Source organism: Flavobacterium sp. N502536 (assembly GCF_025947345.1).
GTDB lineage: Bacteria > Bacteroidota > Bacteroidia > Flavobacteriales > Flavobacteriaceae > Flavobacterium.
Window position 1 is genome coordinate 1262080 of sequence record NZ_CP110011.1, and the last position, 22388, is coordinate 1284467.

At 36.2% G+C, this 22388-nt stretch carries 24 protein-coding genes; 12 read left to right on the forward strand and 12 right to left on the reverse strand.

Annotation, left to right across the window (positions count from 1 at the left end):
* Positions 1-232 precede the first annotated feature (232 nt).
* Both OLM61_RS05690 and OLM61_RS05695 read right to left on the reverse strand, forming a co-directional pair.
* A complete protein-coding gene (locus OLM61_RS05690; RefSeq protein WP_089054274.1) occupies positions 233-1210 on the reverse strand; it encodes a ribonucleotide-diphosphate reductase subunit beta in 978 nt (325 codons plus the stop codon).
* A 336-nt stretch (positions 1211-1546) separates the two neighbouring features.
* Complete coding sequence (locus tag OLM61_RS05695; RefSeq protein WP_264525455.1) at positions 1547-2116, reverse strand: DUF3109 family protein; 570 nt, start codon at positions 2114-2116, stop codon at positions 1547-1549.
* A 316-nt stretch (positions 2117-2432) separates the two neighbouring features.
* Here OLM61_RS05695 and OLM61_RS05700 point away from each other — a divergent pair, with 316 nt between their 5' ends.
* The 3 genes from OLM61_RS05700 to OLM61_RS05710 all read left to right on the forward strand — a co-directional run bounded on the left by OLM61_RS05700 (position 2433) and on the right by OLM61_RS05710 (position 3929).
* Positions 2433-3011, forward strand: a complete 579-nt coding sequence (locus OLM61_RS05700; RefSeq protein ID WP_264525456.1) for a MarC family protein — start codon at positions 2433-2435, stop codon at positions 3009-3011.
* Between the two features lie 107 nt (positions 3012-3118).
* On the forward strand, positions 3119-3319 hold the full coding sequence (locus OLM61_RS05705; protein WP_017496183.1) for a hypothetical protein: 201 nt from the start codon (positions 3119-3121) through the stop codon (positions 3317-3319).
* 4 nt (positions 3320-3323) lie between these two features.
* Positions 3324-3929 (forward strand): NAD(P)/FAD-dependent oxidoreductase, encoded by a 606-nt coding sequence (locus tag OLM61_RS05710; protein ID WP_264526361.1) that lies wholly within the window; start codon positions 3324-3326, stop codon positions 3927-3929.
* Positions 3930-4032: 103 nt separating this feature from the next.
* Here the strand turns inward: OLM61_RS05710 and OLM61_RS05715 are convergent, their stop codons facing one another.
* Genes OLM61_RS05715 through OLM61_RS05735 form a run of 5 tightly spaced genes read right to left on the reverse strand, consistent with a single transcriptional unit; the run spans position 4033 to position 7389 of the window.
* A complete protein-coding gene (locus OLM61_RS05715; RefSeq protein WP_264525457.1) occupies positions 4033-4347 on the reverse strand; it encodes a hypothetical protein in 315 nt (104 codons plus the stop codon).
* 49 nt (positions 4348-4396) lie between these two features.
* Positions 4397-4762, reverse strand: a complete 366-nt coding sequence (locus tag OLM61_RS05720) for a nuclear transport factor 2 family protein (RefSeq protein ID WP_264525458.1) — start codon at positions 4760-4762, stop codon at positions 4397-4399.
* Positions 4763-4780: 18 nt separating this feature from the next.
* The gene (locus OLM61_RS05725) at positions 4781-6358 is read right to left on the reverse strand and encodes a S41 family peptidase (RefSeq protein WP_264525459.1); all 1578 of its coding nucleotides are present in this window, start codon (positions 6356-6358) and stop codon (positions 4781-4783) included.
* A complete protein-coding gene (locus OLM61_RS05730) occupies positions 6359-6790 on the reverse strand; it encodes a deoxycytidylate deaminase (protein WP_264525460.1) in 432 nt (143 codons plus the stop codon).
* 5 nt (positions 6791-6795) lie between these two features.
* A complete protein-coding gene (locus OLM61_RS05735) occupies positions 6796-7389 on the reverse strand; it encodes a HupE/UreJ family protein (RefSeq protein ID WP_173965953.1) in 594 nt (197 codons plus the stop codon).
* 172 nt (positions 7390-7561) lie between these two features.
* Between OLM61_RS05735 and OLM61_RS05740 the strand changes: the two genes are divergently transcribed.
* Entirely contained in the window at positions 7562-7993 is a 432-nt protein-coding gene (locus OLM61_RS05740) for a TerB family tellurite resistance protein (RefSeq protein WP_264525461.1), read from the forward strand.
* A gap of 177 nt (positions 7994-8170) precedes the next feature.
* Here the strand turns inward: OLM61_RS05740 and fbp are convergent, their stop codons facing one another.
* Complete coding sequence (gene fbp, locus OLM61_RS05745; protein ID WP_264525462.1) at positions 8171-9178, reverse strand: class 1 fructose-bisphosphatase; 1008 nt, start codon at positions 9176-9178, stop codon at positions 8171-8173.
* A gap of 171 nt (positions 9179-9349) precedes the next feature.
* Between fbp and OLM61_RS05750 the strand changes: the two genes are divergently transcribed.
* A complete protein-coding gene (locus tag OLM61_RS05750; RefSeq protein WP_264525463.1) occupies positions 9350-9838 on the forward strand; it encodes a GNAT family N-acetyltransferase in 489 nt (162 codons plus the stop codon).
* A 169-nt stretch (positions 9839-10007) separates the two neighbouring features.
* Positions 10008-11267 (forward strand): aspartate kinase, encoded by a 1260-nt coding sequence (locus OLM61_RS05755; RefSeq protein ID WP_264525464.1) that lies wholly within the window; start codon positions 10008-10010, stop codon positions 11265-11267.
* Between the two features lie 50 nt (positions 11268-11317).
* Here OLM61_RS05755 and OLM61_RS05760 read toward each other — a convergent pair whose 3' ends face one another.
* Positions 11318-11692, reverse strand: a complete 375-nt coding sequence (locus OLM61_RS05760) for a helix-turn-helix transcriptional regulator (protein WP_264525465.1) — start codon at positions 11690-11692, stop codon at positions 11318-11320.
* 322 nt (positions 11693-12014) lie between these two features.
* Here OLM61_RS05760 and OLM61_RS05765 point away from each other — a divergent pair, with 322 nt between their 5' ends.
* On the forward strand, positions 12015-12938 hold the full coding sequence (locus tag OLM61_RS05765; protein WP_264525466.1) for a hypothetical protein: 924 nt from the start codon (positions 12015-12017) through the stop codon (positions 12936-12938).
* Positions 12939-13041: 103 nt separating this feature from the next.
* Here the strand turns inward: OLM61_RS05765 and OLM61_RS05770 are convergent, their stop codons facing one another.
* A complete protein-coding gene (locus OLM61_RS05770) occupies positions 13042-13392 on the reverse strand; it encodes a helix-turn-helix transcriptional regulator (RefSeq protein ID WP_264525467.1) in 351 nt (116 codons plus the stop codon).
* 377 nt (positions 13393-13769) lie between these two features.
* On the opposite strand from OLM61_RS05770, the gene OLM61_RS05775 reads away from it, so the two are divergent.
* The 5 genes from OLM61_RS05775 to OLM61_RS05795 all read left to right on the forward strand — a co-directional run bounded on the left by OLM61_RS05775 (position 13770) and on the right by OLM61_RS05795 (position 19798).
* A complete protein-coding gene (locus tag OLM61_RS05775) occupies positions 13770-14000 on the forward strand; it encodes a DUF5808 domain-containing protein (protein WP_264525468.1) in 231 nt (76 codons plus the stop codon).
* Positions 14001-14045: 45 nt separating this feature from the next.
* On the forward strand, positions 14046-14216 hold the full coding sequence (locus OLM61_RS05780) for a hypothetical protein (protein ID WP_264525469.1): 171 nt from the start codon (positions 14046-14048) through the stop codon (positions 14214-14216).
* Positions 14217-14396: 180 nt separating this feature from the next.
* Complete coding sequence (locus OLM61_RS05785; protein ID WP_264525470.1) at positions 14397-17828, forward strand: hypothetical protein; 3432 nt, start codon at positions 14397-14399, stop codon at positions 17826-17828.
* Between the two features lie 63 nt (positions 17829-17891).
* Positions 17892-18482 carry a hypothetical protein gene (locus OLM61_RS05790; protein ID WP_264525471.1) on the forward strand — a complete coding sequence of 197 codons (591 nt, stop codon included), beginning with the start codon at positions 17892-17894 and terminating at the stop codon, positions 18480-18482.
* 239 nt (positions 18483-18721) lie between these two features.
* Complete coding sequence (locus OLM61_RS05795; protein ID WP_264525472.1) at positions 18722-19798, forward strand: glycosyltransferase; 1077 nt, start codon at positions 18722-18724, stop codon at positions 19796-19798.
* Here OLM61_RS05795 and OLM61_RS05800 read toward each other — a convergent pair.
* Both OLM61_RS05800 and OLM61_RS05805 read right to left on the reverse strand, forming a co-directional pair.
* The gene (locus tag OLM61_RS05800) at positions 19795-21105 is read right to left on the reverse strand and encodes an OprO/OprP family phosphate-selective porin (RefSeq protein ID WP_264525473.1); all 1311 of its coding nucleotides are present in this window, start codon (positions 21103-21105) and stop codon (positions 19795-19797) included. The two genes, OLM61_RS05795 and OLM61_RS05800, sit on opposite strands and share 4 nt — an antisense overlap.
* A 173-nt stretch (positions 21106-21278) precedes the next feature.
* Positions 21279-22358, reverse strand: a complete 1080-nt coding sequence (locus OLM61_RS05805) for a sensor histidine kinase (RefSeq protein WP_264525474.1) — start codon at positions 22356-22358, stop codon at positions 21279-21281.
* Positions 22359-22388 lie beyond the last annotated feature (30 nt).

A 22388-nucleotide genomic window follows, 5' to 3' on the forward strand; every position in this document is an offset into this window, starting at 1 on the left:
TTGAAAAAATGAAAGACTCTGGAATAACGATTCCCAAAGCTTAAACATTGTGTGTTTTTAAATTATTTTTTGAGAATTGTAGGATTCTCAATAGTTATCTGATTCCAATCCGAAAAACAGATTGAAAGGCATTAAAAATTGTTCTTGAATCAACTATTGGGGATGAAGATTCAATCTTAAAAATGATTTATTCTTTTTTAGCGTTAGTGGCCACTAAAATGATTCCTGTTGTCTAAAAATCTGCATCAAATGAAATTTTCTGAGCATCACTGTCGGTGTTCATCACACCCGATTTTTGATACTCTGCAACACGTTTTTCAAAGAAATTAGTTTTTCCCTGAAGAGAGATCATGTCCATGAAGTCAAACGGATTCGCTGACCCATATACACGCTCACAACCTAATTCTACTAATAATCTATCCGCAACAAACTCTAAATATTGCGTCATTAAAGTAGCATTCATTCCTATTAAACTTACCGGAAGAGATTCTGTTACAAACTCTCTTTCGATATTTAAAGCATCAACAATGATTTCTTTAATTCTGTCTTTTGGTACTTTATTTACTAAGTGGTGATTGTGCAAGTGTACTGCAAAATCACAGTGCACGCCTTCGTCACGTGAAATTAGCTCGTTAGAAAAAGTCAAACCTGGCATTAAACCACGTTTTTTCAACCAATAAATAGAACAGAAAGCACCTGAGAAAAAGATTCCTTCTACTGCTGCAAAAGCAATTAGTCTTTCAGCAAATGAATCGGATTCGATCCATTTTAAAGCCCATTCTGCTTTCTTGCCAATTGCAGGAAAAACTTCTAAAGCATTAAATAATTCTGCTTTCTCTGCTTCGTCTTTTACGTAAGTATCAATTAATAAAGAATACGTCTCACTATGAATATTTTCCATCATGATCTGGAATCCATAGAAAAATTTAGCTTCGGCATATTGAACTTCATTTACAAAGTTCTCTGCCAGATTTTCATTTACAATTCCGTCAGAAGCTGCAAAGAATGCTAAAATGTGTTTGATGAAATATCTTTCGTCGTCACTTAACTTATTATTCCAGTCTGTCAAATCCTGGTGCAAATCGATTTCTTCCGCAGTCCAGAAACTAGCCTCCATCTTTTTGTACCATTCCCAAATATCATGATGTTTAATAGGAAAAATAACGAAACGATTTTTATTTTCTTGTAATATTGGCTCGACTTGTGACATGAAATTTTACTTTAATTTTTATACTAAATTTTTGCTAATTCAGTAGACTACAAAGATTGTCATTTGTTGCCAAAAATAAAAGCCAAACTTATTCACAATCGGGCGTAGTTTTTAACAACAGCGAAAAATTGAGATATTTTTCATACAACAATTAAGACACTGTAAATGAGTAAATTAATCCTTACATTTACTGCTCATTTTGCTGTAGAATATAGACTTTTTAGAATAAAAAGCAAGAATTTTTTAAATGTTTTTAAAAGTTTTTTCCCTGCCTCTTCTCTCTTTTTCTGATCAATTTTTGAGTACTTCCCAGCAACGGTAATGGCTACCGATTTTTTAAGATTTCTTAAGTTCTTCGGCAACTTTTTCAAGCTCCAAATACCAGTCCTGTCCAAAGCGGCGAATTAGGGCTTCTTTGACAAATTTATATACCGGAACTTCCAACTCTTTACCTAACGAACAGGCATCGTCGCAAATATCCCACTTATCATAGTTCACCGCAGCAAACTCTGTAAAGTCTTTCACTCGTATCGGGTACAAATGACAGGAAACCGGCTTTTTCCAATCTACGATTCCCTGATTGTATGCCTGCTCGATTCCGCAAAGCGCAGTCTTGCCGTCAAAAATAACGTAGGCACAGTCCTTATTATCAATCAGAGGCGTTTCAAGATCACCATCCGTTCCTTTCACCCAGGTTCCCTGAGCTTCGATCGCAGCAATTCCTTCTTTTCGCAGGAAGGGCTTTACTTTAGGATAAATTTCTTCCAGAATTTTAGTTTCTGCTTCACTCAACGGCGCACCGGCATCTCCGTCAACACAGCAGGCTCCTTTACAAGCTGACAAGTTGCACACAAATTCTTTTTCAAGAATATCTTCTGAAATAATGGTTTTTCCTAATTGAAACATGATACTTAAATACTGTAATTTATAAAGTGCAAAGATACGCAAAGAAAGCAGATATTCCTTTTATTCTTTCCTCACACTTGTCTGACATTTTTTTACGCAAAGGCCGCATCGGAATCTTTTGCACAAAACAGCCTCAATACTTTACCCCAAACGCCTTGCAAATATGCAAAACAACTTACTTGTTGTTACAAAAATCATTTTTTTAGACCGTAATACGTGTTTTTATAACAAAAATACCCGTCGTTTCATATATCCTAAAAAAGCATTAACTTTATTATCTACTTTTGCACATCTCTTAACTCTAAATAAAAAAATTATGTTAGAAATTGATTTTAAGGAAATTATCACTGTTGGAATGGTACTTTTTGCCGTAATCGATATTGTAGGGTCAATTCCGATTATTATCAATTTAAGAGCAAAGGTGGGACATATCGAATCGGAGAAGGCTTCAATCGTTGCCGGTTTGATTATGATCATTTTTCTTTTTATCGGAGAAGGCTTTTTGCAGCTTATTGGAATAGATGTACACTCCTTTGCTGTGGCAGGATCTTTTGTATTGTTCTTTTTGGCGCTGGAAATGATTTTAGGTATTCGAATCTATCGTGACGAAGAACCGGGGTCGGCCTCTATTGTCCCTTTGGCTTTTCCGTTAATTGCAGGTGCCGGTACGATGACTACTTTGTTATCGCTTCGCTCTCAATTTCACACGATTAACATTGTCATTGCGATTTTACTGAACATTTTTCTGGTATACTTTGTTTTGAAATCTTCTAAAAAAATAGAAACTTTATTAGGAGAAAACGGACTTGGTGTAGTTCGCAAGACATTTGGAGTCATCCTTTTAGCAATTGCTGTTAAATTATTTGCTGCTAATGTTAAAGGTTTGTTTGTCTAACATTTATTTTTATAAATTTACCCCATAAAATTTCTAAAATATAACTTTAAGATATTTTTCACATCGCGAAGTTCTACTTTATTATTTTAGACAAACAAACAACCATTATGAAAATCTTTACTTCTATCTTAGTGCTTCTGGCATTAGCTTTAATCGTTTTTAATATTACGTTGCTAGACTTCAAAAATCCTTTTCAGGGAGACAGTGTAGTAGCTTTTATTGGGATCGCTGCTTCATTTTGCGCCGTTTTAATTCTTTTGATTTTTAGAATCTCAAAAAGAATTGAAGAAAAAACAAACGGACGATAACACTATGTTTGACGTTTTAATTATTGGCGGAGGCGTTTCAGGCATGTCCTGTGCCCTCGTTCTGGGATCAGCTAAAAACAAAGTTTTTGCAACCGATAAGAAAATCGGGATTTTTACACATCAAAAAAACTCTTCACTGCAAGAGGCTATTTTTTACAATGCTTATGGCATTACACCAGGCAAACTAGGATCTGATTTGCTTCTGGAAAGCACAAAAGATTTGGCCAGCAGTTACCCACACATTACGCAGATCGAAAATGAAAAAGTAGTTAAAGTCGAAGGTGCTTACCCTGACTTTACAGTAACTACCAACAAAAACACTTATAAAACCAAAAGTATTGTCGTAGGAATTGGCTCTGCGAATACTTTTGATATCGAAGGTTTGATGCACTATATCGAACCTCATAAAAAAGCACTTCCCGAAAAACAACGTATCCAGCTTAAAAACGACGACCACAAAGTTGCCGATGGTATTTATGTTATTGGGACTTTGGCAGGCTGGAGAAGCCAATTGGCCATTGCAGCCGGAAGTGGCGCAGCTGTTGCCACAGATATCCTGACTTTATGGAATAACGGCGTGCAAACGCATGCCCACGACAGCATTCGATAAAACAAACACAGCTGTTAAATAAAACGAAACCATTAAGAAATTAAGGTAACCAGCTTTAAAGCAGGATAAACTTAATTTCTTAATGGTTTGAAATTTTTATGTTTTATTTTACCGAAACGATTTGGGTTACTTTAATATGATTTTCGTCTTCCGATTTCCAGATTTCTCCTTTCACCGAGACAATATCTCCTATTTTTAATACTTTGTAATTTTGAGGCCCGCCAACATTCACTATACTGATTGTTGCAAAATACACCTCTTTAGCGTCTGTTGAGATTTTTGCCGTATATCCGTCTTTTCCCGACTCGATTGCATCTACTTTACCCGCAATCGTATTACTATTACTTTTGGTAACCGTACAGGAAACAACAAGAACCATTACAACCAATAGCAAGGTTATTCTTTTTAGATTTTTCATAATAGTAGCTTCATTAAAACAGGCCCATTTAGAGCATTAAGTACTGCTCTTATTGCAATTGCGTACAACTACCGGCAATCACTTTTAAATTCTCCTCAAATTGTTTCCAAACCCTGATGTATCGAAAAGTTCCGCTCACGGGATTGTGATTAAAATTTCCTTTCAGTAAAATTGTTACTGCAACTACAGCCGAATCATTGATTACAGTTATAATCTGATCCGAAGCTTCTAATACCTCGATTTGTATTTTACCTGAACGATACGTATTCAAGTCAAATTCTTTGGTAATCGTTTGTCCATCCGGTAAATTAAAAAGCAAATCATCGTGCAGTACGTTTTCCAGCGTTGGAAGATCCGCATTTTTCATGGCCGTTAACAGTTCAATCTCAGCATTTACAACAGTTTCTATTTTCATCTGATAAAGAATTAAAGATTACTTTTTTGGACTTAAAACTGCCTTGATCATGGCATCGTCCTTTAAAATGACGTCGTAGTAATACAATTCACCGTATAATTGTCTGGCAAATTCAGCGGTGATATAACGGTTTACCAAAGCTTTGGTTTTGTCAAATTTCAGATCTAAACCAGTCAGCAAAACATAAGCTTTGAACTTTTTAAAATACAAATCAGAGCTTTTCATCTTTGCTAAAAACTCATTAAAATGAAGTCCAGCAAAAGCTCCTCTGTTTTTATCCAATTCTTCAAAAACAAAGTGTCCCACAATTCCGGTCTGCAACAGATAGGCTACATTTTCGTTCCCGTGTTCTGCCTCTATTGGCACAAAAACATCGGGTACAATTCCACCGCCACCGTATACAATTTTTCCTTTTGGTGTTTTAAACTTTAAAGAATCGGCCACTTTTATGCTGTCTTTCGCATAAAGTTCTCCCGATTTTATTCGGGCTTCAGATTCTTTAAAATACTCATCATTTCCTTTTTTATAAGGCTTTTGAATCGATCTTCCCGTTGGCGTATAATATCGCGCCACCGTTAATCGCACTGCCGATCCATCGTTGAAATCCATTTCACGCTGTACCAGGCCTTTTCCAAAAGAACGTCGGCCAACAATGGTACCACGATCATTATCCTGTAATGCCCCGGCAAGAATCTCACTGGCCGATGCACTGTTTTCATTAACCAAAACATATACTTTTCCGGTCTCAAAACTACCGGCTTTTGTGGCATAGGTCTTTTCAGTAGTCCCGTTTTTATTTTTGGTAAAAACAATCAGCTGTTTGTCCTTCAGAAATTCATCTGCAATAGCAATGGCTTCTTCCATATAACCTCCGCCATTATCACGAAGATCGATAACGAGCGACTCAATTCCTTTTTGTTTCAATCTGGTCAAACCGCTTTTAAACTCATTAAAAGTAGTTTCGGCAAAACGATTGATTTTGATGTATCCGGTATTATTTCCAAGCAATAAAGAAGCATCGACGCTTTTGATCGGAATGACATCTCTTTTTACTTTAAATTTAAGTTTCTTCTGTTCTGATTTTCTAAAAACCGTTAATTCGATCTCAGACCCTTTTAATCCTTTTAACTTCGAGAACAAACTGTCAGAAGGCAATCTACGTCCGAACAATTTGGTTTTTCCGGCAAATAAAATCCGATCCCCTGACTTTATTCCGGCTTTCGCCGAAGGTCCGTTCTCAATTGGTTTTATAATCGCAACAGAGTCTTTGTACATATAAAAATTAATTCCGATCCCCACAAAGTCACCTCTCATGCTCTCGGCTACTTCGGCTTGTTCTGTTGGAGGAATATAAACGGAATGCGGATCTAATTTTGATAAAATATTATCGACTGTAAGGTTTACAATTGAATCTGTATTGATGCTGTCAACATATTCATTATTGATGAAGTCGATCAGCTTATTCAATTTGGTTTTGGAGTAATTTTTAGCCAAAAGCTGCTCGTCAGCGGGAGCATTCATCAGGCTTCCGAGAACTATACCCAGAGCTAAGGTGGCTCCGATAACGATTGGTAAATATTTTGAATTAAATTTCATTTACTCTTCTAAAACAGGAATATGTTCGACTTCGACACCTGCTTTTATTAAAAACTGAATTCCGGAATCGTCACGATATCCGTCATGATACACCACTCTTTTGATACCCGACTGATGTATTAATTTGCTGCATTCTTTACAAGGTGAAAGTGTAATATACAGGGTCGCTCCTTCACAGGATTGTGTTGACCTGGCCACTTTCAGAATTGCATTTGCTTCGGCATGAAGAACGTCCCAACGGGTTAGTCCTTCCTCATCTTCACAGCAATTTTCGAAACCAGATGGCGTTCCATTGTATCCATCCGAAATAATCATCCGGTCTTTTACGATGATAGCACCTACCTGCTTTCGTTTACAATACGACAATAAACTCCACTCTTTGGCAATCCTCAGATAAGCTTTGTCGTATTTATTTAATTTTTTTATCTCCATTTATTTTATCTGTTCCAAATTGGGCTTTCGATAATCATCGGCACTACCACTCCGATAATGAAAGCCGACATTACAAGTGCCCAATCGCGTTTTGAAAAGCGAAATACGGTTTGTACAATATAGGATAGTATCAAAACCACAAACACCACAACCAGCTGTGCCGCTTCAATTCCTAAAGCAAACTCGCCTAAAGGTAGTAATTTTGAACCAGCCGACCCTCCTAAAATTGTTTTGAAATAATTCGAGAATCCAAGTCCGTGAATAATTCCAAAAAACAAGGTCACAAAAAACACCAAATTCAAACCATCATTCTTAGAATTCTTTCCGGCAGTAAAGAGATTAAAGACCGCAGTTATTAAAATCGTTATCGGAATTAAAAACTCGACGGTATTGACTTTTATCGCAATAATTCCGTAAACAGAAAGCAATAATGCCAGCGTATGACCAATTGTAAAAACAGAAACCAGCAGCAAAATGCGTTTCCAGTCTTTGAACAAATAAGGGGTTGTTAAGGCAATTAAAAAAAGAACGTGATCGTAAGCATTAATATCTAAAACATGCTTCAATCCTATTTGAAAATAAATCCAAAATTCTGACATAAGGGTACTACTATTATAATGATTAGGGGTTGTAAACTTACGATTTATTTTGAAAAATCATTGCGGTCTTAAACTAAAACAATGCATAAAAATTAAGTTAAATTTTATGAGAACTTTAAAATTAATAGTTTAAAATAAAAATTATCTTTGTAGGATAAAAAAAACCATAATTATGTCATTTTCAGATTTATTTGATAGCGAATTCAAACAAAGAAACAAAGGTCACTTTTCAGCTATTGTTCGTGTAGCATTAGCCGATGGAATTGTGCATCCTGAGGAAAAAAATTTCTTGGACAAATTGGCTGCACGTTTAGAGATTTCAGAAACTGAATACGAAGAAATTCTTAACGACCCATTAAAATATCCTATCAACCCACCTTATTTGCACGTACAGCGTTTAGAGCGTTTGTATGATTTAACCCGAATGGTACACGTTGATCATCATCTTGAAGACCAACAAGAAGTGATGTTAAGAAAATTAGGTATCGCTTTAGGTTTTACACCAAGCAACGTAAATTATATCATTGCAAAAGCATTATCATTAGTCGACAAAAAAGTAGACGGTGACACTTTTGTTTACGAAATGCAACATATGCATAAATAGTATTCAGTCGCAATTTTCAGTTTTCAGACTGATCGTTAAAACTAAATAAAAAATAAACCCGACAGGTTTTTGAAACCTGTCGGGTTTTGTATTTTTAATCGAATCTAAAATTTACCCAAAAAGAAACCCGACAGCTTTTTGAAACCTGTCGGGTTTGAATTAAAGGGAAAACAGAGATTACTCCTTTTCTGCCATAAATTCTTCTGCTTTTTCTACCATGTTGTAGCTTCCACAGAAAAACGGAACTCTTTGATGTAATTCAGTTGGCTGTATTTCCATAATTCTTCCAAAGCCGTCTGTTGCTTTTCCTCCCGCCTGTTCTGCGATAAAAGCCATCGGATTGCATTCGTACAACAATCTCAATTTTCCTTTTGGTGCTTTTGAACTGGTTGGATAAATATAAATTCCGCCTTTGATCATATTTCGGTGAAAGTCAGAAACTAAACTTCCAATATATCTTGAAGTATAAGGTCTGTCTTCTTCTTCTCTCTGACAATATTTAATGTAATTTTTTACTCCTTGTGGAAAGTGAACGTAATTCCCTTCGTTTACAGAATAGATATTTCCGTTTTTTGGAAACTTCATATTCGGGTGTGACAGATAGAATGTTCCAATCGCAGGGTTTAAGGTAAAACCGTTTACGCCATGACCTGTGGTGTATACCAACATCGTCGACGTTCCGTAAATTACATATCCTGCTGCTACCTGATTCACTCCCGGTTGTAAAAAATCCTCGCTTGTAACCGGAGTTCCGATAGGTGTAATTCTTCTAAAAACCGAAAAAATGGTTCCCACAGATACATTCACATCGATATTTGAAGATCCGTCAAGCGGATCCATTAAGATCACGTACTTATTATTATGACTGTTGTCGCTCCCCTGAACAGTAATAAAATCGTCGTTTTCTTCTGAAGCAATACCACAGACAATCTCACGGTTAATTAACGTCTGAATAAATACTTCGTTTGCATATACATCTAATTTTTGCTGGTCTTCTCCCTGAACATTTTGTTCGCCTGCAGCGCCAATGATATCCACTAATCCAGCTTTATTTACTTTATAGTTAACAACCTTGGCCGCTAAACGTATAGAATTGATAATTCGGGAAAGCTCCCCCGACGAATATTGAAATGCTTTTTGGTTCTCAATAATAAACTCTCCCAGTGTTTTATTGCGTTCTTCCATTACTAAATCGTTGTAGTTTTGTTTTTAAGTCACAAATATCGTTTTTTTTGTGAGAATGGTTTAAAAATTATTTCGTTAGTTTGCCACTATTGTATATTTGCTAATTAAACCCCTAAAGTTCCGAATAAAAGAATGCTTTTTTGGCTAATAAACACTTAATAATAAGAATATATGAATATTAGAAAAGGGAATCCTGAAGACATGAAATCGGTTCTGGGATTAATACAGGAGTTGGCAATATTCGAAAAAGAACCAGACGCTGTTGTTATAACCGAAGCCGATTTAATACGCGATGGTTTTGGTGAAAAACCACTTTTTCATGTGTTTATCGCAGAAATTGATTCTGACGAACATGAGAAAGAAATTGTTGGAATTGCTTTGTACTATTACCGCTTCTCGACCTGGAAAGGAAAAACAATACATCTTGAAGACCTCATCGTTAAAGAAAAGATGAGAGGAACTGGTTTGGGATCGGCTCTGTATGCCGAAATCATGAAACAGGGAAAAAGAGATAATGTTCGCAGAATTGACTGGAATGTACTGGACTGGAACACTCCTGCGGTAAAATTTTACGAGAATTCGGGAGCAAAAATTCTTGAAGGCTGGCAAGTTGTTCAAATGGACGAAAAAGGAATTGATTCGTTTTTAGAAAAACTATAAAAATATATTTAGCCACAGATTAAAATGATTTGCAAATCTTTTTAATCTTAATAAGCTGTGGCAAAAAAAAAGACGCACTGCAGTGTGCCTCTACAATTGCCATTCCAGGAAAATTGGAGTTTGGAATTTAAAAAATTGGAATTTTATAAAAAACAGTATATATAACAAAATGAGAGTATTTAAATTTGGTGGAGCCTCTGTTAAAGATGCCGAAGGAATTAAAAACGTATACGACGTTTTACAAAAAGTAGGTTATGAAGATGTCATTTTGGTTGTTTCGGCAATGGGAAAAACCACAAATGCTCTTGAAGTGGTGATCAAAAATTACTTTGACAAATCATCAGAGCTGAACTCTTCGGTACAGGAAATAAAAAAATACCACAATCAAATCTTACTGGATTTATTTGAAAACGAAGAACATGAGGTTTTTGCTGCGGTAAAAGCATTGTTTTCAGAGTTAGAATATTTCCTGGCACATAATAAATCTCCAAATTACAATTTTGTTTACGATCAGATTGTGAGTTTTGGAGAGTTGATTTCGACTACGATCTTAAGCCACTTTATGAATTTCATGGGGATTCAGACACAATGGCTTGATGTTAGAAACTTCATAAAAACCAATGCCAATTATCGTGATGCTGAAGTAGACTGGGAAATTACGCAACAAAACATCAGTAAAAATGTACCCCGCAAAATTCTAAACATCACTCAGGGATTCTTGGGTGCCGACGAGAACAATTTTACTACAACTTTGGGTCGTGAAGGTTCTGATTATACCGCCGGAATTTTTGCATACTGCCTAAATGCCGAAAGCGTTACGATCTGGAAAGACGTTCCGGGGGTTATGAATGCTGACCCGCGTTATTTTGAAAATGCCAGTTTATTGAACCAGATTTCTTATCGTGAAGCGATCGAATTGGCGTTTTACGGAGCAACCGTAATTCACCCGAAAACTTTACAGCCGTTACAGAAAAAGGAAATTCCATTATATGTAAAATCTTTTATCAATCCGCTTTTAAAAGGAACCTGTGTTTCTAAAGGTGTAGATCTGGAACCGCAATATCCTTGCTTTATCGTAAAAAGAAACCAACTTTTGATTTCATTATCATCTATCGATTTTTCTTTTATAATGGAAGAAAACATTAGCGAGATTTTTGCTTTGTTTCACCAATTCAAAATAAAAGTAAATCTGATTCAGAATTCGGCGATTAGTTTTTCGGTTTGTGTGGAAGATAAATTTGAAAACTTCAATGAACTGAATGCCATCCTTTCGAAAAAATTCAAAGTAGATTTTAGCGAAAACGTGACTTTGTATACCATTCGTCACTTTACAGAACAAGCGGCACAAACCGTAGAGGAAAACAAAGCCGTTTTACTAAAACAGGTAAGCCGCGAAACAATGCAGATTGTGACCAAAGAAATCGACTAAACTTCTTTGTTTATAAAGTTAATTATATCAATTCAGCACATTTAAAGGTTTCACTTCGTTGTGAAGCCTTTTTTGTTTATACCTTCCTTTAAATGGTTTACTATAGTTTTCAGATCTTCGATCTGCAATTCATATTTCTTTAAAATTTCCTGATAAACACTAAACATTACCTGTTCAGTTCGTTGATTGCTGTTCACTAACCTCCCATAACTCTCGGCAGCTGTCTCTTTTCGAACCAGTTCTTCGGGAGTTATTTCAAAAACCTGACAAATTCTATTAAAATGAGTAGCCCAAGAAGTACTTTCTCCCCGCTCCATTCTGGCGTACGCTGACTGAGAGATTTTTAAATGATCGGCCACCTGCTCTTGTGACATACTTTTTGCTTTGCGCAATATTTTTAAATTATTTCCTACGGTTTTATTCATAACAAAGATTATTACAAACATAAAACTAAGAAATATTTTACAATTATTCGAATTTAGGTTTTAAATAACCGATTTTCGACTAAGACAACAGCTCCGTAAAATTATATCTTCGAACTTGGATAAACCACTCCATTAATATCCGACAGGCACTGCTAATTGAACATCCTGACTGAAAGCAAAAACAATATTCCTTCCTCTTTAATTAGTGCCCTCAAGAACTAATTAATTGTAACCTACAATTCCTTTATCAGCTACTATTTCATATTACAATTGATAAACCGGAAGAATAAAACTTTTTTGCAAACCGAAAAATATTCAAGTCATGAAATCAACTATTCTGAACCAACTATTGTTCCTGATCCTAACCCTCCACTCCTTAAATGCGGTGTCGCAAAACAGAGCAGAATTATCTCAGGAAGAAACTAATGCCAGATTATTAGCTACTGCAAAAGAAAGAAGTGGTCAGCTTGCCATACTGCCGTTTGATTATATCTCTAACGAAAACTCAAACAATATGGATATTATGGCTTTAAAACTACAAGGAGATTGTTACCAAACGCTTAGAGAGCATACTTCAATGTTGGAAATACAAGATCCAGTTACTACAATTGCTATTTTACAAAAAGCGGGATTAGGACCGGTTGAAATAAAATCTAAAACACCAAAAGAACTAGCCCTTATTCTGAATGTACAATATGTTGTTTACGGCCGTGCAATGATTGATAATGTTGGCGTTTCCTCGACCTCACACGGGTGGGAAACCACTACAGGTTCGCAAACAGTCCACAAACCAAACAATACAAAATCGCAAGAAAAGCAAAAATCAAACACCCCAAACCTTTACACAAGAGGCTTTGATAATTATCAATTCTCCTATGATGCAGGAAACAACAAACTCAAAGAAGCTGTTACTACCAACTACGGAAATTTACAGGCAACGAATGAATATGAGAATGGACAGCTGGTAAAAAATCAACTTTCTTTTAACTCTAATACTGCTCCCTTAAATTACAGAAAAGATATTCCGCAACAAACGACAAATTACTCTAGTACATCACAAAATTTCTCCAACAATTCTACAGTTGTCAATTACAATAGCGTTATTGACCTTAGCTTTTATGATGATAGTGGACGTGTTTTATACTCTAAAACAAGAAAAGCATTTGGTAGCGGCATCGATTCTTATATGGCAACTTTAAAGTACCTTATAAAAAGGTGTCCCTTTGGCGAAAAACATAAAAAGTAAAGCTTTTTGCACCTAATATGCTATATTGGAAATGGGTTTTATGATTTTTTTACAGCGTCAGCTGCTTATAAAATTGAGAAACATTTGCTACTAATCAAAAGCCTTACTTTGACTTTCGTTCCTTCTTCAGCTTCTTAATTATTTTTCTCAACTCTTTTATTCGCTGTTCATATTGCTCGATTACTTTATCAGACAAATGAGTCCCGGTTTCTCTGGAAGGATCTTCTTTTCGATCTGCATCCGGTGTTAAATCCTCTACTTTCAATAATTCTTCGGGAAATATTGCAAAAACCTCACAGATTTTTAAGATATAATTGGCCCATGAACTGCTTTCCCCGCTCTCCATTCTCGCATAAGCGGATTGTGATATACCAAGAAAGTCTGCCACTTCTTCCTGCGACATTTTTTTATTCTTCCGAAGTATTTTAAGCTTGTTTCCTACAAGGTTATTCATGATTAAGCAAAGTTTTCCGTCCAAAACAATAGAGGACAACTTTTCCAATTTATACTCACAAAAAACACATTTTTTTTAAAATAAAAGAAACACACCCCAATTTCTTATTAAAATACCCGATATTCACATAATATAAAACCTTACAAAACACTAAATTAGTCGCACCAAAAAAACAAATAAATCATGTAGCGTTCATCAGACCAACCAGCTGATCAACACTAAAACCAAAAAAACCAAAAAACTATGATCCGTTCTGTCTTACTACTAACGCTTTTAATTGTTATTATAGCCTTAGGGTATCGCTTTAGCAAAAAAAACACCTAGATTATTTTATCACAGTTGCCCCGCCTGATAAAAAACTTAGCCCCTTAAAACATATGGATTTCAATACTAAACCTACAAAAGAGACCCAAAAAAAATGGAACCGTGATCCTAACAATTGGATTTTGGGAATTTTCTATTACAACCCTCACGACAAAAGATTGTTCCCTGCCAAAAGAATGAAACTACTTGGATGGACTATCAATTTTGCAAACCCTAATTCAATATGCACCGCTATTGCAGCAATCGCCTTTGTATTGATTCTCATCGGAGATTCTAAACCATAACCCCAAAACTACTAACCGCTATTTTACTTAACCTTCATTGAAAACATGAAATTCTTTATTTTCAAATACAGTATTGCAATTGCAAGCTGTCTTTATCTGGCCTACTTTTTTTACAATCCGGAGCGTACGGGTAACATGATCAAAATGGGCACTGCGCTTGTTTTGGCGCTTTCTATTTTTATTAGCATGTACAATCAGCTCAAAAGCAGGAGATAGTCTCTGGACACAAGTATAAAAAGTAACACGAATTACACGAATTGTCACTAATTTGTGCTCAGCCGTTAGTTCCTATTGTCGTCTTTTACAATTGAACTGGCATGCTCGGGGGCTGGAATCACAGACGCTTTATTTCCCAATTATAAATACTACTTTTGATTTTTGAGAGTTAAAGTATTTATGTTGAAAAAATTACTGGTTCTAACATTTTTGATTTGGTTTTCCGGGCTCCAGGCTCAGGAAACGATATCATCGTACAAAACCAAAAAAATAATTGCCAGCCGCGATACTATTCGTCTCGAAGAAGTAAGTATCAATTCGGGATTCTTTCAGCTTTTCAATACCAAAAACGAACCTCTCGATTCCACCTATTATAAGGTTGATTTTAAAAAAGGAACTTTACTTCTCAATGAAAAACTCGCCACAACAGGTGATACTTTACTCGTCAATTATTTAAAGTACCCCGATTTTCTCACCAGGGAATATACTTTATACAAATCCAATCAGGTGGTATCAAACGACATTGGCTCTGAAAAACTGTACAAAATTGACAACGCTGTCGCTAAAAAAGTAACTCCTTTTGATGGTTTGAATACTTCCGGAAGCATCACCAGAGGTGTCACCGTTGGAAACAATCAAAATACCGTTTTGAACTCCAATCTGGACCTGCAGATTACGGGAAAAATATCAGATAAAATTAGTTTGCGGGCTTCGTTGCAAGACAGCAACATTCCGCTTCAGGATGGTGGTTACTCTCAAAAACTGGATCAGTTTGACAATATTTTCATGGAGCTTTTTACAGATGACTGGAACATCCGGGCAGGAGATGTTTTTTTAGAAAACAGAAAAACCCAGTTCTTAAATTTCAATAAAAAGGTTCAGGGACTTTCGGCCAATTTTAACTTTGGCGGAGAAGAAAACAAAACCAATATTTTCGCTTCGGTCGCTTTTGTAAAAGGACAATATGCCAAAAGTACGTTTACGGGTCAGGAAGGAAATCAGGGACCTTATAAATTAAAAGGACAAAATGGAGAATTGTATGTACTTGTAATTTCCGGTTCGGAGCGTGTTTATGTAAATGGCGTTTTATTGAAACGCGGAGAAAACAACGATTATGTGATCGATTATAATGCCGGGGAGATTACTTTCACCTCGCTTTTTACGATTACTTCCGAAATGCGAATCAATGTAGAATATCAATATTCCGAGCGAAATTACAACAGACTCGTGACCTATGCGGGCGGAACACATGAAAGCAAAAACTGGAGTTTTGGAGGTTATCTCTATTCGGAGAATGACATGAAAAATCAGCCTTTACAGCAAAACCTGTCAACAGCACAAGTTCAGGTTTTAAGTCAGGCCGGAGACGATCCGAATTTAATGAAAGCCCCGTCAGCCTATGAAGATACTTATGCCGATACTAAAATATTGTATAAAAAAATACTGCTCAATTCCGTTGAATATTATGAATATTCAAAAGATCCGACTGCTGTTTTATACAATGTAAAATTTAGTCTTGTTGGAAACAACAGCGGTAATTACATCATTCAGAACAATAACTCGGTAGAACGTATTTACGAATATGTACCGCCCGTTAACGGAATTTTGCAAGGAAATTACGAACCAATTGTAAATCTGATTGCACCAATTAAATTACAGGTAGCGACTTTTTTAGGAAAGTACAATCCGGATGAAAAGACTTTGGTTGACTTTGAAATTGCGATAAGCAACAACGACAAAAACCTGTTTTCGAAAATAGATGACGCCAACAATGACGGTATCGCTCTTAAAACCAATATTAAAAAACGTCTTTTTACACGCAACTGGACTTTAGATGCCTTTGCCAATTATCAATTTGTTCAGGAAGATTTTCGATCTGTAGAGCGTTTGTACAATATCGAGTTTAATCGCGACTGGAACTTAAACGAAACACTTTTGGGAAACCAAAGTATGTTAAGCACCGGACTTAACTTTGATTTATTTGCTAAAAAGGAAACCTCTGACATTGGTTTGTTTACCTATCAATTGGAGAAGCTCGATTATTCTGAAAGTTATTCCGGATCCCGTCATACTACAACGGCATTGTTTAAACTACGGCATTGGACCATCGAAAATCAGGGCAGTTTCCTGAAGTCAGATGCCACAAGTTCTACTTCCAAATTTATTCGAAATCAAACCAGAGCTAAATATCATTTTGGTAAAAACTGGATTGGTGCAAGTATGCAGCTGGAAGACAATCAGCAGAAAAATAAAATCACCCATCAGTTTTCGGCATTAAGTCAACGATTCTCTGAATATGGTGCCTTTATTGGTCGCGGTGACAGTACTAAGGTTTTTGTGGAAATTGGCTATCTGCAACGTCGAAACGACAGTTTGCAAAATGGACTTTTACAACACGTAAACAACTCTCAAACCTATTTCTTAAAATCGAAATTGATTCAGAATAAAAAAACAGATCTGGCCGTATATGCCAGCTATCGCAAATTAGATTTTACGGATGAAGCCCGAAAAAATGAGCCTTCCTTAAATTCAAGAATACTTTATAACGATCGTTTTTTCAATCAGCTGCTGCAAATTGGCAGCGCTTATGAAACCAGTTCGGGAACAATTGCCCAACAGGAATTTACGTATATTGAAGTTCCAACGGGGCAGGGAGTTTATACCTGGAATGATTATAACGGAAACGGAATTCAGGAACTCGAAGAATTTGAAATTGCCGCCTTTCCAGATCAGGCGCGGTTTATCCGAATCTTTCTGCCCAATCGGGTTTACATCAAAACCAATCAAAATAAATTCTCCCAATCTATGGCTCTAAATCCATTGCAATGGCAGAACGAAACCGGTTTTAAAAAACTCCTGTCCTACTTTTACAATCAGACTTCCTTTATTATGGACCGAAAAGTAAAAAGTCAGGGAGAACGTTTGGAGCTCAATCCTTTTAATTCTTCAGAGGAAAATATACTCGGACTCAATTCGAGTTTCAGAAATAGTTTATACTACAATCGCGGCAAGCAAAAACATTCCGTAACCTACACTTATCTTGTCAACAAAGGAAAAAACCTGCTTTCGATTGGGTCACAAAATGTTCAGAACAATTCTCATCAATTGCAATACACCCATCTCTATCAAAAAAGCTGGCTGTTTAATTTCTTCACCAAAACGATTAAAACCAATTTGGTTTCTGAAGATTTTGTCGAAAAAAACTATGACATAACAGGCTATCAGCTGGCGCCGAAAGTGAGTTATTTGTTTTCGAAAAACACCAGTCTGGATTTCTTTTTTGAATTTCAGAATAAGGAAAATCAAATTGGAAATTTTGAAACTCTGGTTCAAAACCGACTCGGAACTTCCTTTTCGTTTGCGGGAGAGAAAAAAGTAACCCTAAACGGAGAATTTTCCTTTTACCAGAATAAATTCACCGGAAATGAATTTTCATCTGTCGGTTTTCAAATGCTTGAAGGACTTCAGGCAGGTCAAAATCTGGTGTGGAAATTCCTTTTACAGAAAAACATCACTCAGTTTTTAGATGTGAATTTAAATTATCAGGGAAGAAAAAGCGAGACAGGATCAGTGGTTCACACCGGAAACATACAGCTTCGCGCTTATTTTTAACACTTTACCGAAAACCTATTTAAAAATTGTTTAATTTTAATTGAAATTTAAACTTGTAACATTATGAAAAAATTATTAGTACTTTGTTTTGTAGTTCTTCTGTCTTCTAATTTCTATGGACAAGAGTCAATTACTAAAGCAGCGAAAAGTAAAACGGAAGCCGCTGCTAAAAAGAAAAAAGCGGAAGCTGATAAGGCAGCAACAGCTGCAAAAAAAGAAACTGCAAAATCTAAAAAAGCAGCTAAAGAGGCCAGCGATGCGGCAACAAAAGCCACAAAGGAATCTGCAACTGCTGCTAAAAAAACGGCCGACAAGCAGGCTACTAAAGCCAAAAGTGAAGCCACAAAAGCAAAAAGTGATGCTGTCAAAGCAACAAAAACTGCTGACAAAGCTGCCAGTACAAAAGCCGCAAAAACAAAAGCTGATGTAACAAAAACAGCAGCAAAAGCGACTGAAGCATCAACAGCAGCTAAAAAAGAGGCCACTGCAGCTAAAAAAACAGCCGCCAAAACCATAAAAGAAACGAATGAAAAAGCTCCAAAAGTAGCCGACAAAGTAACTGGCGAATACAATGGAAAAAAAGTATATACCGGACCTAAAGGCGGTAAATACTACATTAATAAAAATGGCAATAAAACTTATATTCAGGAATAAAGTTCATTTTACCAACATCTGAAAGGGGTTACTTACAGTAACTCCTTTTTTTTGTCTATTGCGAAACCAAATATTCGTTAACATACAAGTAACTTTTCCTTCCAAACACCACTAATTCCATAACCTAAGCAGCGAATTATATGGGCTGAACGGCCTTATAGAGTTAATAATTTAGTAATACGTGTGAAATATCATAAAAAGCATATTTCTTTATCTTCGTTTTTAAAAAGCGTTACACCATGAGCATTGATTATTCAGCGAACAAAACAATTTTAGTTGCTCCACTAAACTGGGGATTGGGCCATGCTACAAGATGTATCCCCATTATAAAAGCGCTTCAAGAAAACAATTATATTCCTATAATCGCTTCCGACGGTATTGCACTGGCATTGCTGCGAAAGGAATTCCCATACATTCAAACCCTTGAATTGCCATCTTACCATATCGAATATGCCAAGAATGCCAAAAACTTCAAATGGAAGCTGATTAAAAACCTGCCAAAAATGATTGTGGCTATTCTTGACGAGAAAAAAATAGTAAAGAGCTGGATCAAAAAACATGGAATAGACGGAATTATCTCGGATAACCGACTAGGTGTTTTTAGTAAAAAAGTTCCCTCTGTTTTTATGACGCATCAGCTGAATGTTATGACCGGAAACACGACCTGGTTTACCAGTAAATGCCATCAGCATATTATAAAAAAATATACCGAATGCTGGGTGCCAGATACTAATGATGCCGTTAATCTAACCGGTGAGTTAGGCCACCTGAAAACAGATGAGCTGAACTTAAAATATATTGGACCGTTAAGCAGAATGCGCAAAAAGGATACTCCAAAAGTATACGATTTGATGATCATCCTGTCGGGACCTGAACCTCAGCGTACTTTTTTGGATGAAAAACTACAGAAAGAAGTCGCCAATTATAAAGGCAAAGTGGTCTTTGTACAAGGTATCGTTGAGAAGACACAAAACAAATGGCAGGCCGGAAATGTGACCTATTACAATTTCATGAATTCTAAACAGCTGGAGCAGACTTTTAACGAAAGTGAATTTGTATTATGTCGTTCAGGTTACACCACCGTTATGGATCTGGCTAAATTGGGCAAGAAAGCCTTTTTCATTCCAACTCCGGGGCAATACGAACAGGAATATCTGGCGATAAAACTTCAGAAAGAAAATTTGGTACCCTATGCAATGCAAGACGACTTTACCATTGAAGATCTTTCAAAAGTAAAGTCGTTTAAAGGTTTGACTCAATTTAACGATACTATAGACTGGGATTCTTTGTTTACCGTTTTTGAGGATGAAATCTAGAAGTTAAACTGCGCCTGTAAACGCAATAAATTTCCTTGCTGCCTGTTGATTGGAAGTGCACTGTCCTGGAAAGTTCTGTCAGCAATCACATATTCGGCAGTAAGTTCAAAGGCTTTTAGAGGCTGCCATTCTATACCAAATTCATAATCTCTAACGACATAACTTCTGGCGTCCTTCTCGTATTTTTTTCCTCCGTCGTAATATTGAAATTTGGCGAAAGGATAAATATGCTGTTTTTTAACGTCCAATTTGTAGCTAAACAATACATAACCTCCGTTTAAATCGGTTTCATCGACTGCGTTAGTTACTGAATTGTATCTTGGTCCTTTACCTACATTGTACTCGGCCTGGATTCCAAAAGGTCTTGGATATAGTACAAATGTTGCTCCTACCCTTTGATCTTTTACGTGCTGTGAATTGTTCACTTTAACTCCTGGTGAAATTTCACCTGAAAAAGCCCATTTTCCGGCATAAGCCTGAATTCCGGGTTCGATAATCTGACTTCCAATTACAAATGGGTACGTTACTCTTGTCACCACATTCAAATCTCTGTTTCCATCTAATCTATTCGCAATTTGACCATTGTAAACTCCAAAAGCGAAAACACCATAATCACCTGATCCTTTATAACCGTCTTTTACCAACATTTCAAAACGCTCTCTGATTTCGGCCGGTGCCCAGTAAAAGAACATTCCTAAATCACGCTCGTTTAATATGGCACTGTTCAACGCATCGTTTCGATCTAAAGTTAAACGCTGTCCGCTTGACTGCATATTCTCGAAACCGTATGGTATTTTACTCTGCCCGACACGTAATCTGTACTCTCTCTTTTTATCAAAAGAAAGGTCAAAATACAAATCCCGAACCTGAACAAAATTCTGAACTCCTGTAACCGGAGAACTCGCAAAATCAGGTTGAAAATAGAAATATACATTGGGATGAACCTGACCAGAAAACACTAAACGTGCACGTCTGATAAATAAACCATTGTTTGCTTTTGCACCCGGAGCTGTAGAAGTTGTCCCCCAGGACCTGTCACACTGGTCACAGGAAACTTTATCGTTTGTAGAAAACAAACCGTTGTATCGTATCTGTGCATAACCTCTTAAAGAAATCTTGTCGTACCAACGGTCCTTATCCTTTTCATCATCACTATTCCCGGATTCCGATTCGGTATCCGGTAACTTTGCTTTGTTGATTGAATCAAGAAGACGAATTACTTCTTTTTTTACATCTTCTTTCTTTAAGTCCTGTGCAGTTGACACACAAGTAATTAGCAAAAAAACTGCTATTAGCTTTATTTTCATTCTTTCTATTTTCTTATGCCTTATTTTTCGAATGCAAAGATCCACCACCTATGTTAAGATATCATTAACAAGGTGTTACCATAACAAAAAGGAATTGTTGCCAAATAGTTACGTAAATTGAATTAGTGTTAAAACGCTATACTTCACAGTACTTCGCTCAAACAAGCTTACAATTATTTAACTTCAGCTTTTATTGTTTTATTTGCTTTTTCAAGCGTAAAAGAAAATTCAGAACCAATTCCGAACTCACTTTCTACATATACTTTCTCTTTATGTGCTTCAATAATATGTTTTACAATGGCCAACCCTAAACCTGAACCGCCTTCTGAACGGGTTCCGCTTTTATCCACTCTGTAAAAACGTTCAAAAAGCCTTGGGATATTTTGTTTTTCAACACCTTCTCCGTTATCACTAATACGGATTAAGACTTTTTTCTTGGTCAGATTAACCACTCCTACTTCGGTCAAACCGCCCTCTTTACCATACTTGATAGAGTTTACGATCAGGTTTTCTAAAACCTGCTGAATTCTGTCCTTGTCTCCGCGAATGATCACCGATTTAATGTTCTTGCTTTCAAAAGCCAATTTGATTTTCTTCTTGTCGGCTTTCATTTCCAGCAAATCAAAAACATTCTGAATCAGCTCTACAATATCAAAATCAGTCATGATTAAATCGAGGTCTCCGGATTCTAATTTGGTGATCATGTCCAGATCTTCAACGATATAAATCAATCGTTCCACTCCTTTTTCAGCACGTTTTAAATATTTTTTTCGAATATTTTTATCTTCCATCGCACCATCCAGCAAAGTAGAAACATATCCCTGAACAGTAAACAAAGGAGTTTTCAGCTCGTGCGATACGTTACCCAGAAACTCACGTCGGTATTGTTCCCTGATTTCCAGCATTTCAATCTCCAGCTTTTTATCTGTTGCAAACTTTTTCACCTCACGTGAAAGTGTTTCCATATCTGTAGTGATCGGCTGATTGATCAATGTGGTGGATTCTAATAACGAAACCTCATCGTAGATTTTCTTAACTCTTCGATAAATAAAACGCTCTACACGATATTGCAAAACCAGGAAGGAAAAAGCGTAAATTGATATTATAAAAATTATTCCAAAGGCAACCTGATGCTTCAATTGGTTTTTATAAAATAAAGACAGTAGTATCAGTACAAACCCTGTCGCAAAAAGACTTATATATAATGCTGACTTTACAGCAAACTTGTATGTTTTTTTAAAATTAATTTTCATTTGAAATTATTGAACCATTAAGAGATTAAG

Excerpts from the sequence above, each read along its gene's own strand:
- OLM61_RS05690 (WP_089054274.1), bottom strand. The coding sequence starts at position 1,210 with ATGTCACAAGTCGAGCCAATATTACAAGAAAATAAAAATCGTTTCGTT.
- OLM61_RS05695 (WP_264525455.1), bottom strand. The coding sequence starts at position 2,116 with ATGTTTCAATTAGGAAAAACCATTATTTCAGAAGATATTCTTGAAAAA.
- OLM61_RS05700 (WP_264525456.1), top strand. The coding sequence starts at position 2,433 with ATGTTAGAAATTGATTTTAAGGAAATTATCACTGTTGGAATGGTACTT.
- OLM61_RS05705 (WP_017496183.1), top strand. The coding sequence starts at position 3,119 with ATGAAAATCTTTACTTCTATCTTAGTGCTTCTGGCATTAGCTTTAATC.
- OLM61_RS05710 (WP_264526361.1), top strand. The coding sequence starts at position 3,324 with ATGTTTGACGTTTTAATTATTGGCGGAGGCGTTTCAGGCATGTCCTGT.
- OLM61_RS05715 (WP_264525457.1), bottom strand. The coding sequence starts at position 4,347 with ATGAAAAATCTAAAAAGAATAACCTTGCTATTGGTTGTAATGGTTCTT.
- OLM61_RS05720 (WP_264525458.1), bottom strand. The coding sequence starts at position 4,762 with ATGAAAATAGAAACTGTTGTAAATGCTGAGATTGAACTGTTAACGGCC.
- OLM61_RS05725 (WP_264525459.1), bottom strand. The coding sequence starts at position 6,358 with ATGAAATTTAATTCAAAATATTTACCAATCGTTATCGGAGCCACCTTA.
- OLM61_RS05730 (WP_264525460.1), bottom strand. The coding sequence starts at position 6,790 with ATGGAGATAAAAAAATTAAATAAATACGACAAAGCTTATCTGAGGATT.
- OLM61_RS05735 (WP_173965953.1), bottom strand. The coding sequence starts at position 7,389 with ATGTCAGAATTTTGGATTTATTTTCAAATAGGATTGAAGCATGTTTTA.
- OLM61_RS05740 (WP_264525461.1), top strand. The coding sequence starts at position 7,562 with ATGTCATTTTCAGATTTATTTGATAGCGAATTCAAACAAAGAAACAAA.
- fbp (WP_264525462.1), bottom strand. The coding sequence starts at position 9,178 with ATGGAAGAACGCAATAAAACACTGGGAGAGTTTATTATTGAGAACCAA.
- OLM61_RS05750 (WP_264525463.1), top strand. The coding sequence starts at position 9,350 with ATGAATATTAGAAAAGGGAATCCTGAAGACATGAAATCGGTTCTGGGA.
- OLM61_RS05755 (WP_264525464.1), top strand. The coding sequence starts at position 10,008 with ATGAGAGTATTTAAATTTGGTGGAGCCTCTGTTAAAGATGCCGAAGGA.
- OLM61_RS05760 (WP_264525465.1), bottom strand. The coding sequence starts at position 11,692 with ATGAATAAAACCGTAGGAAATAATTTAAAAATATTGCGCAAAGCAAAA.
- OLM61_RS05765 (WP_264525466.1), top strand. The coding sequence starts at position 12,015 with ATGAAATCAACTATTCTGAACCAACTATTGTTCCTGATCCTAACCCTC.
- OLM61_RS05770 (WP_264525467.1), bottom strand. The coding sequence starts at position 13,392 with ATGAATAACCTTGTAGGAAACAAGCTTAAAATACTTCGGAAGAATAAA.
- OLM61_RS05775 (WP_264525468.1), top strand. The coding sequence starts at position 13,770 with ATGGATTTCAATACTAAACCTACAAAAGAGACCCAAAAAAAATGGAAC.
- OLM61_RS05780 (WP_264525469.1), top strand. The coding sequence starts at position 14,046 with ATGAAATTCTTTATTTTCAAATACAGTATTGCAATTGCAAGCTGTCTT.
- OLM61_RS05785 (WP_264525470.1), top strand. The coding sequence starts at position 14,397 with ATGTTGAAAAAATTACTGGTTCTAACATTTTTGATTTGGTTTTCCGGG.
- OLM61_RS05790 (WP_264525471.1), top strand. The coding sequence starts at position 17,892 with ATGAAAAAATTATTAGTACTTTGTTTTGTAGTTCTTCTGTCTTCTAAT.
- OLM61_RS05795 (WP_264525472.1), top strand. The coding sequence starts at position 18,722 with ATGAGCATTGATTATTCAGCGAACAAAACAATTTTAGTTGCTCCACTA.
- OLM61_RS05800 (WP_264525473.1), bottom strand. The coding sequence starts at position 21,105 with ATGAAAATAAAGCTAATAGCAGTTTTTTTGCTAATTACTTGTGTGTCA.
- OLM61_RS05805 (WP_264525474.1), bottom strand. The coding sequence starts at position 22,358 with ATGAAAATTAATTTTAAAAAAACATACAAGTTTGCTGTAAAGTCAGCA.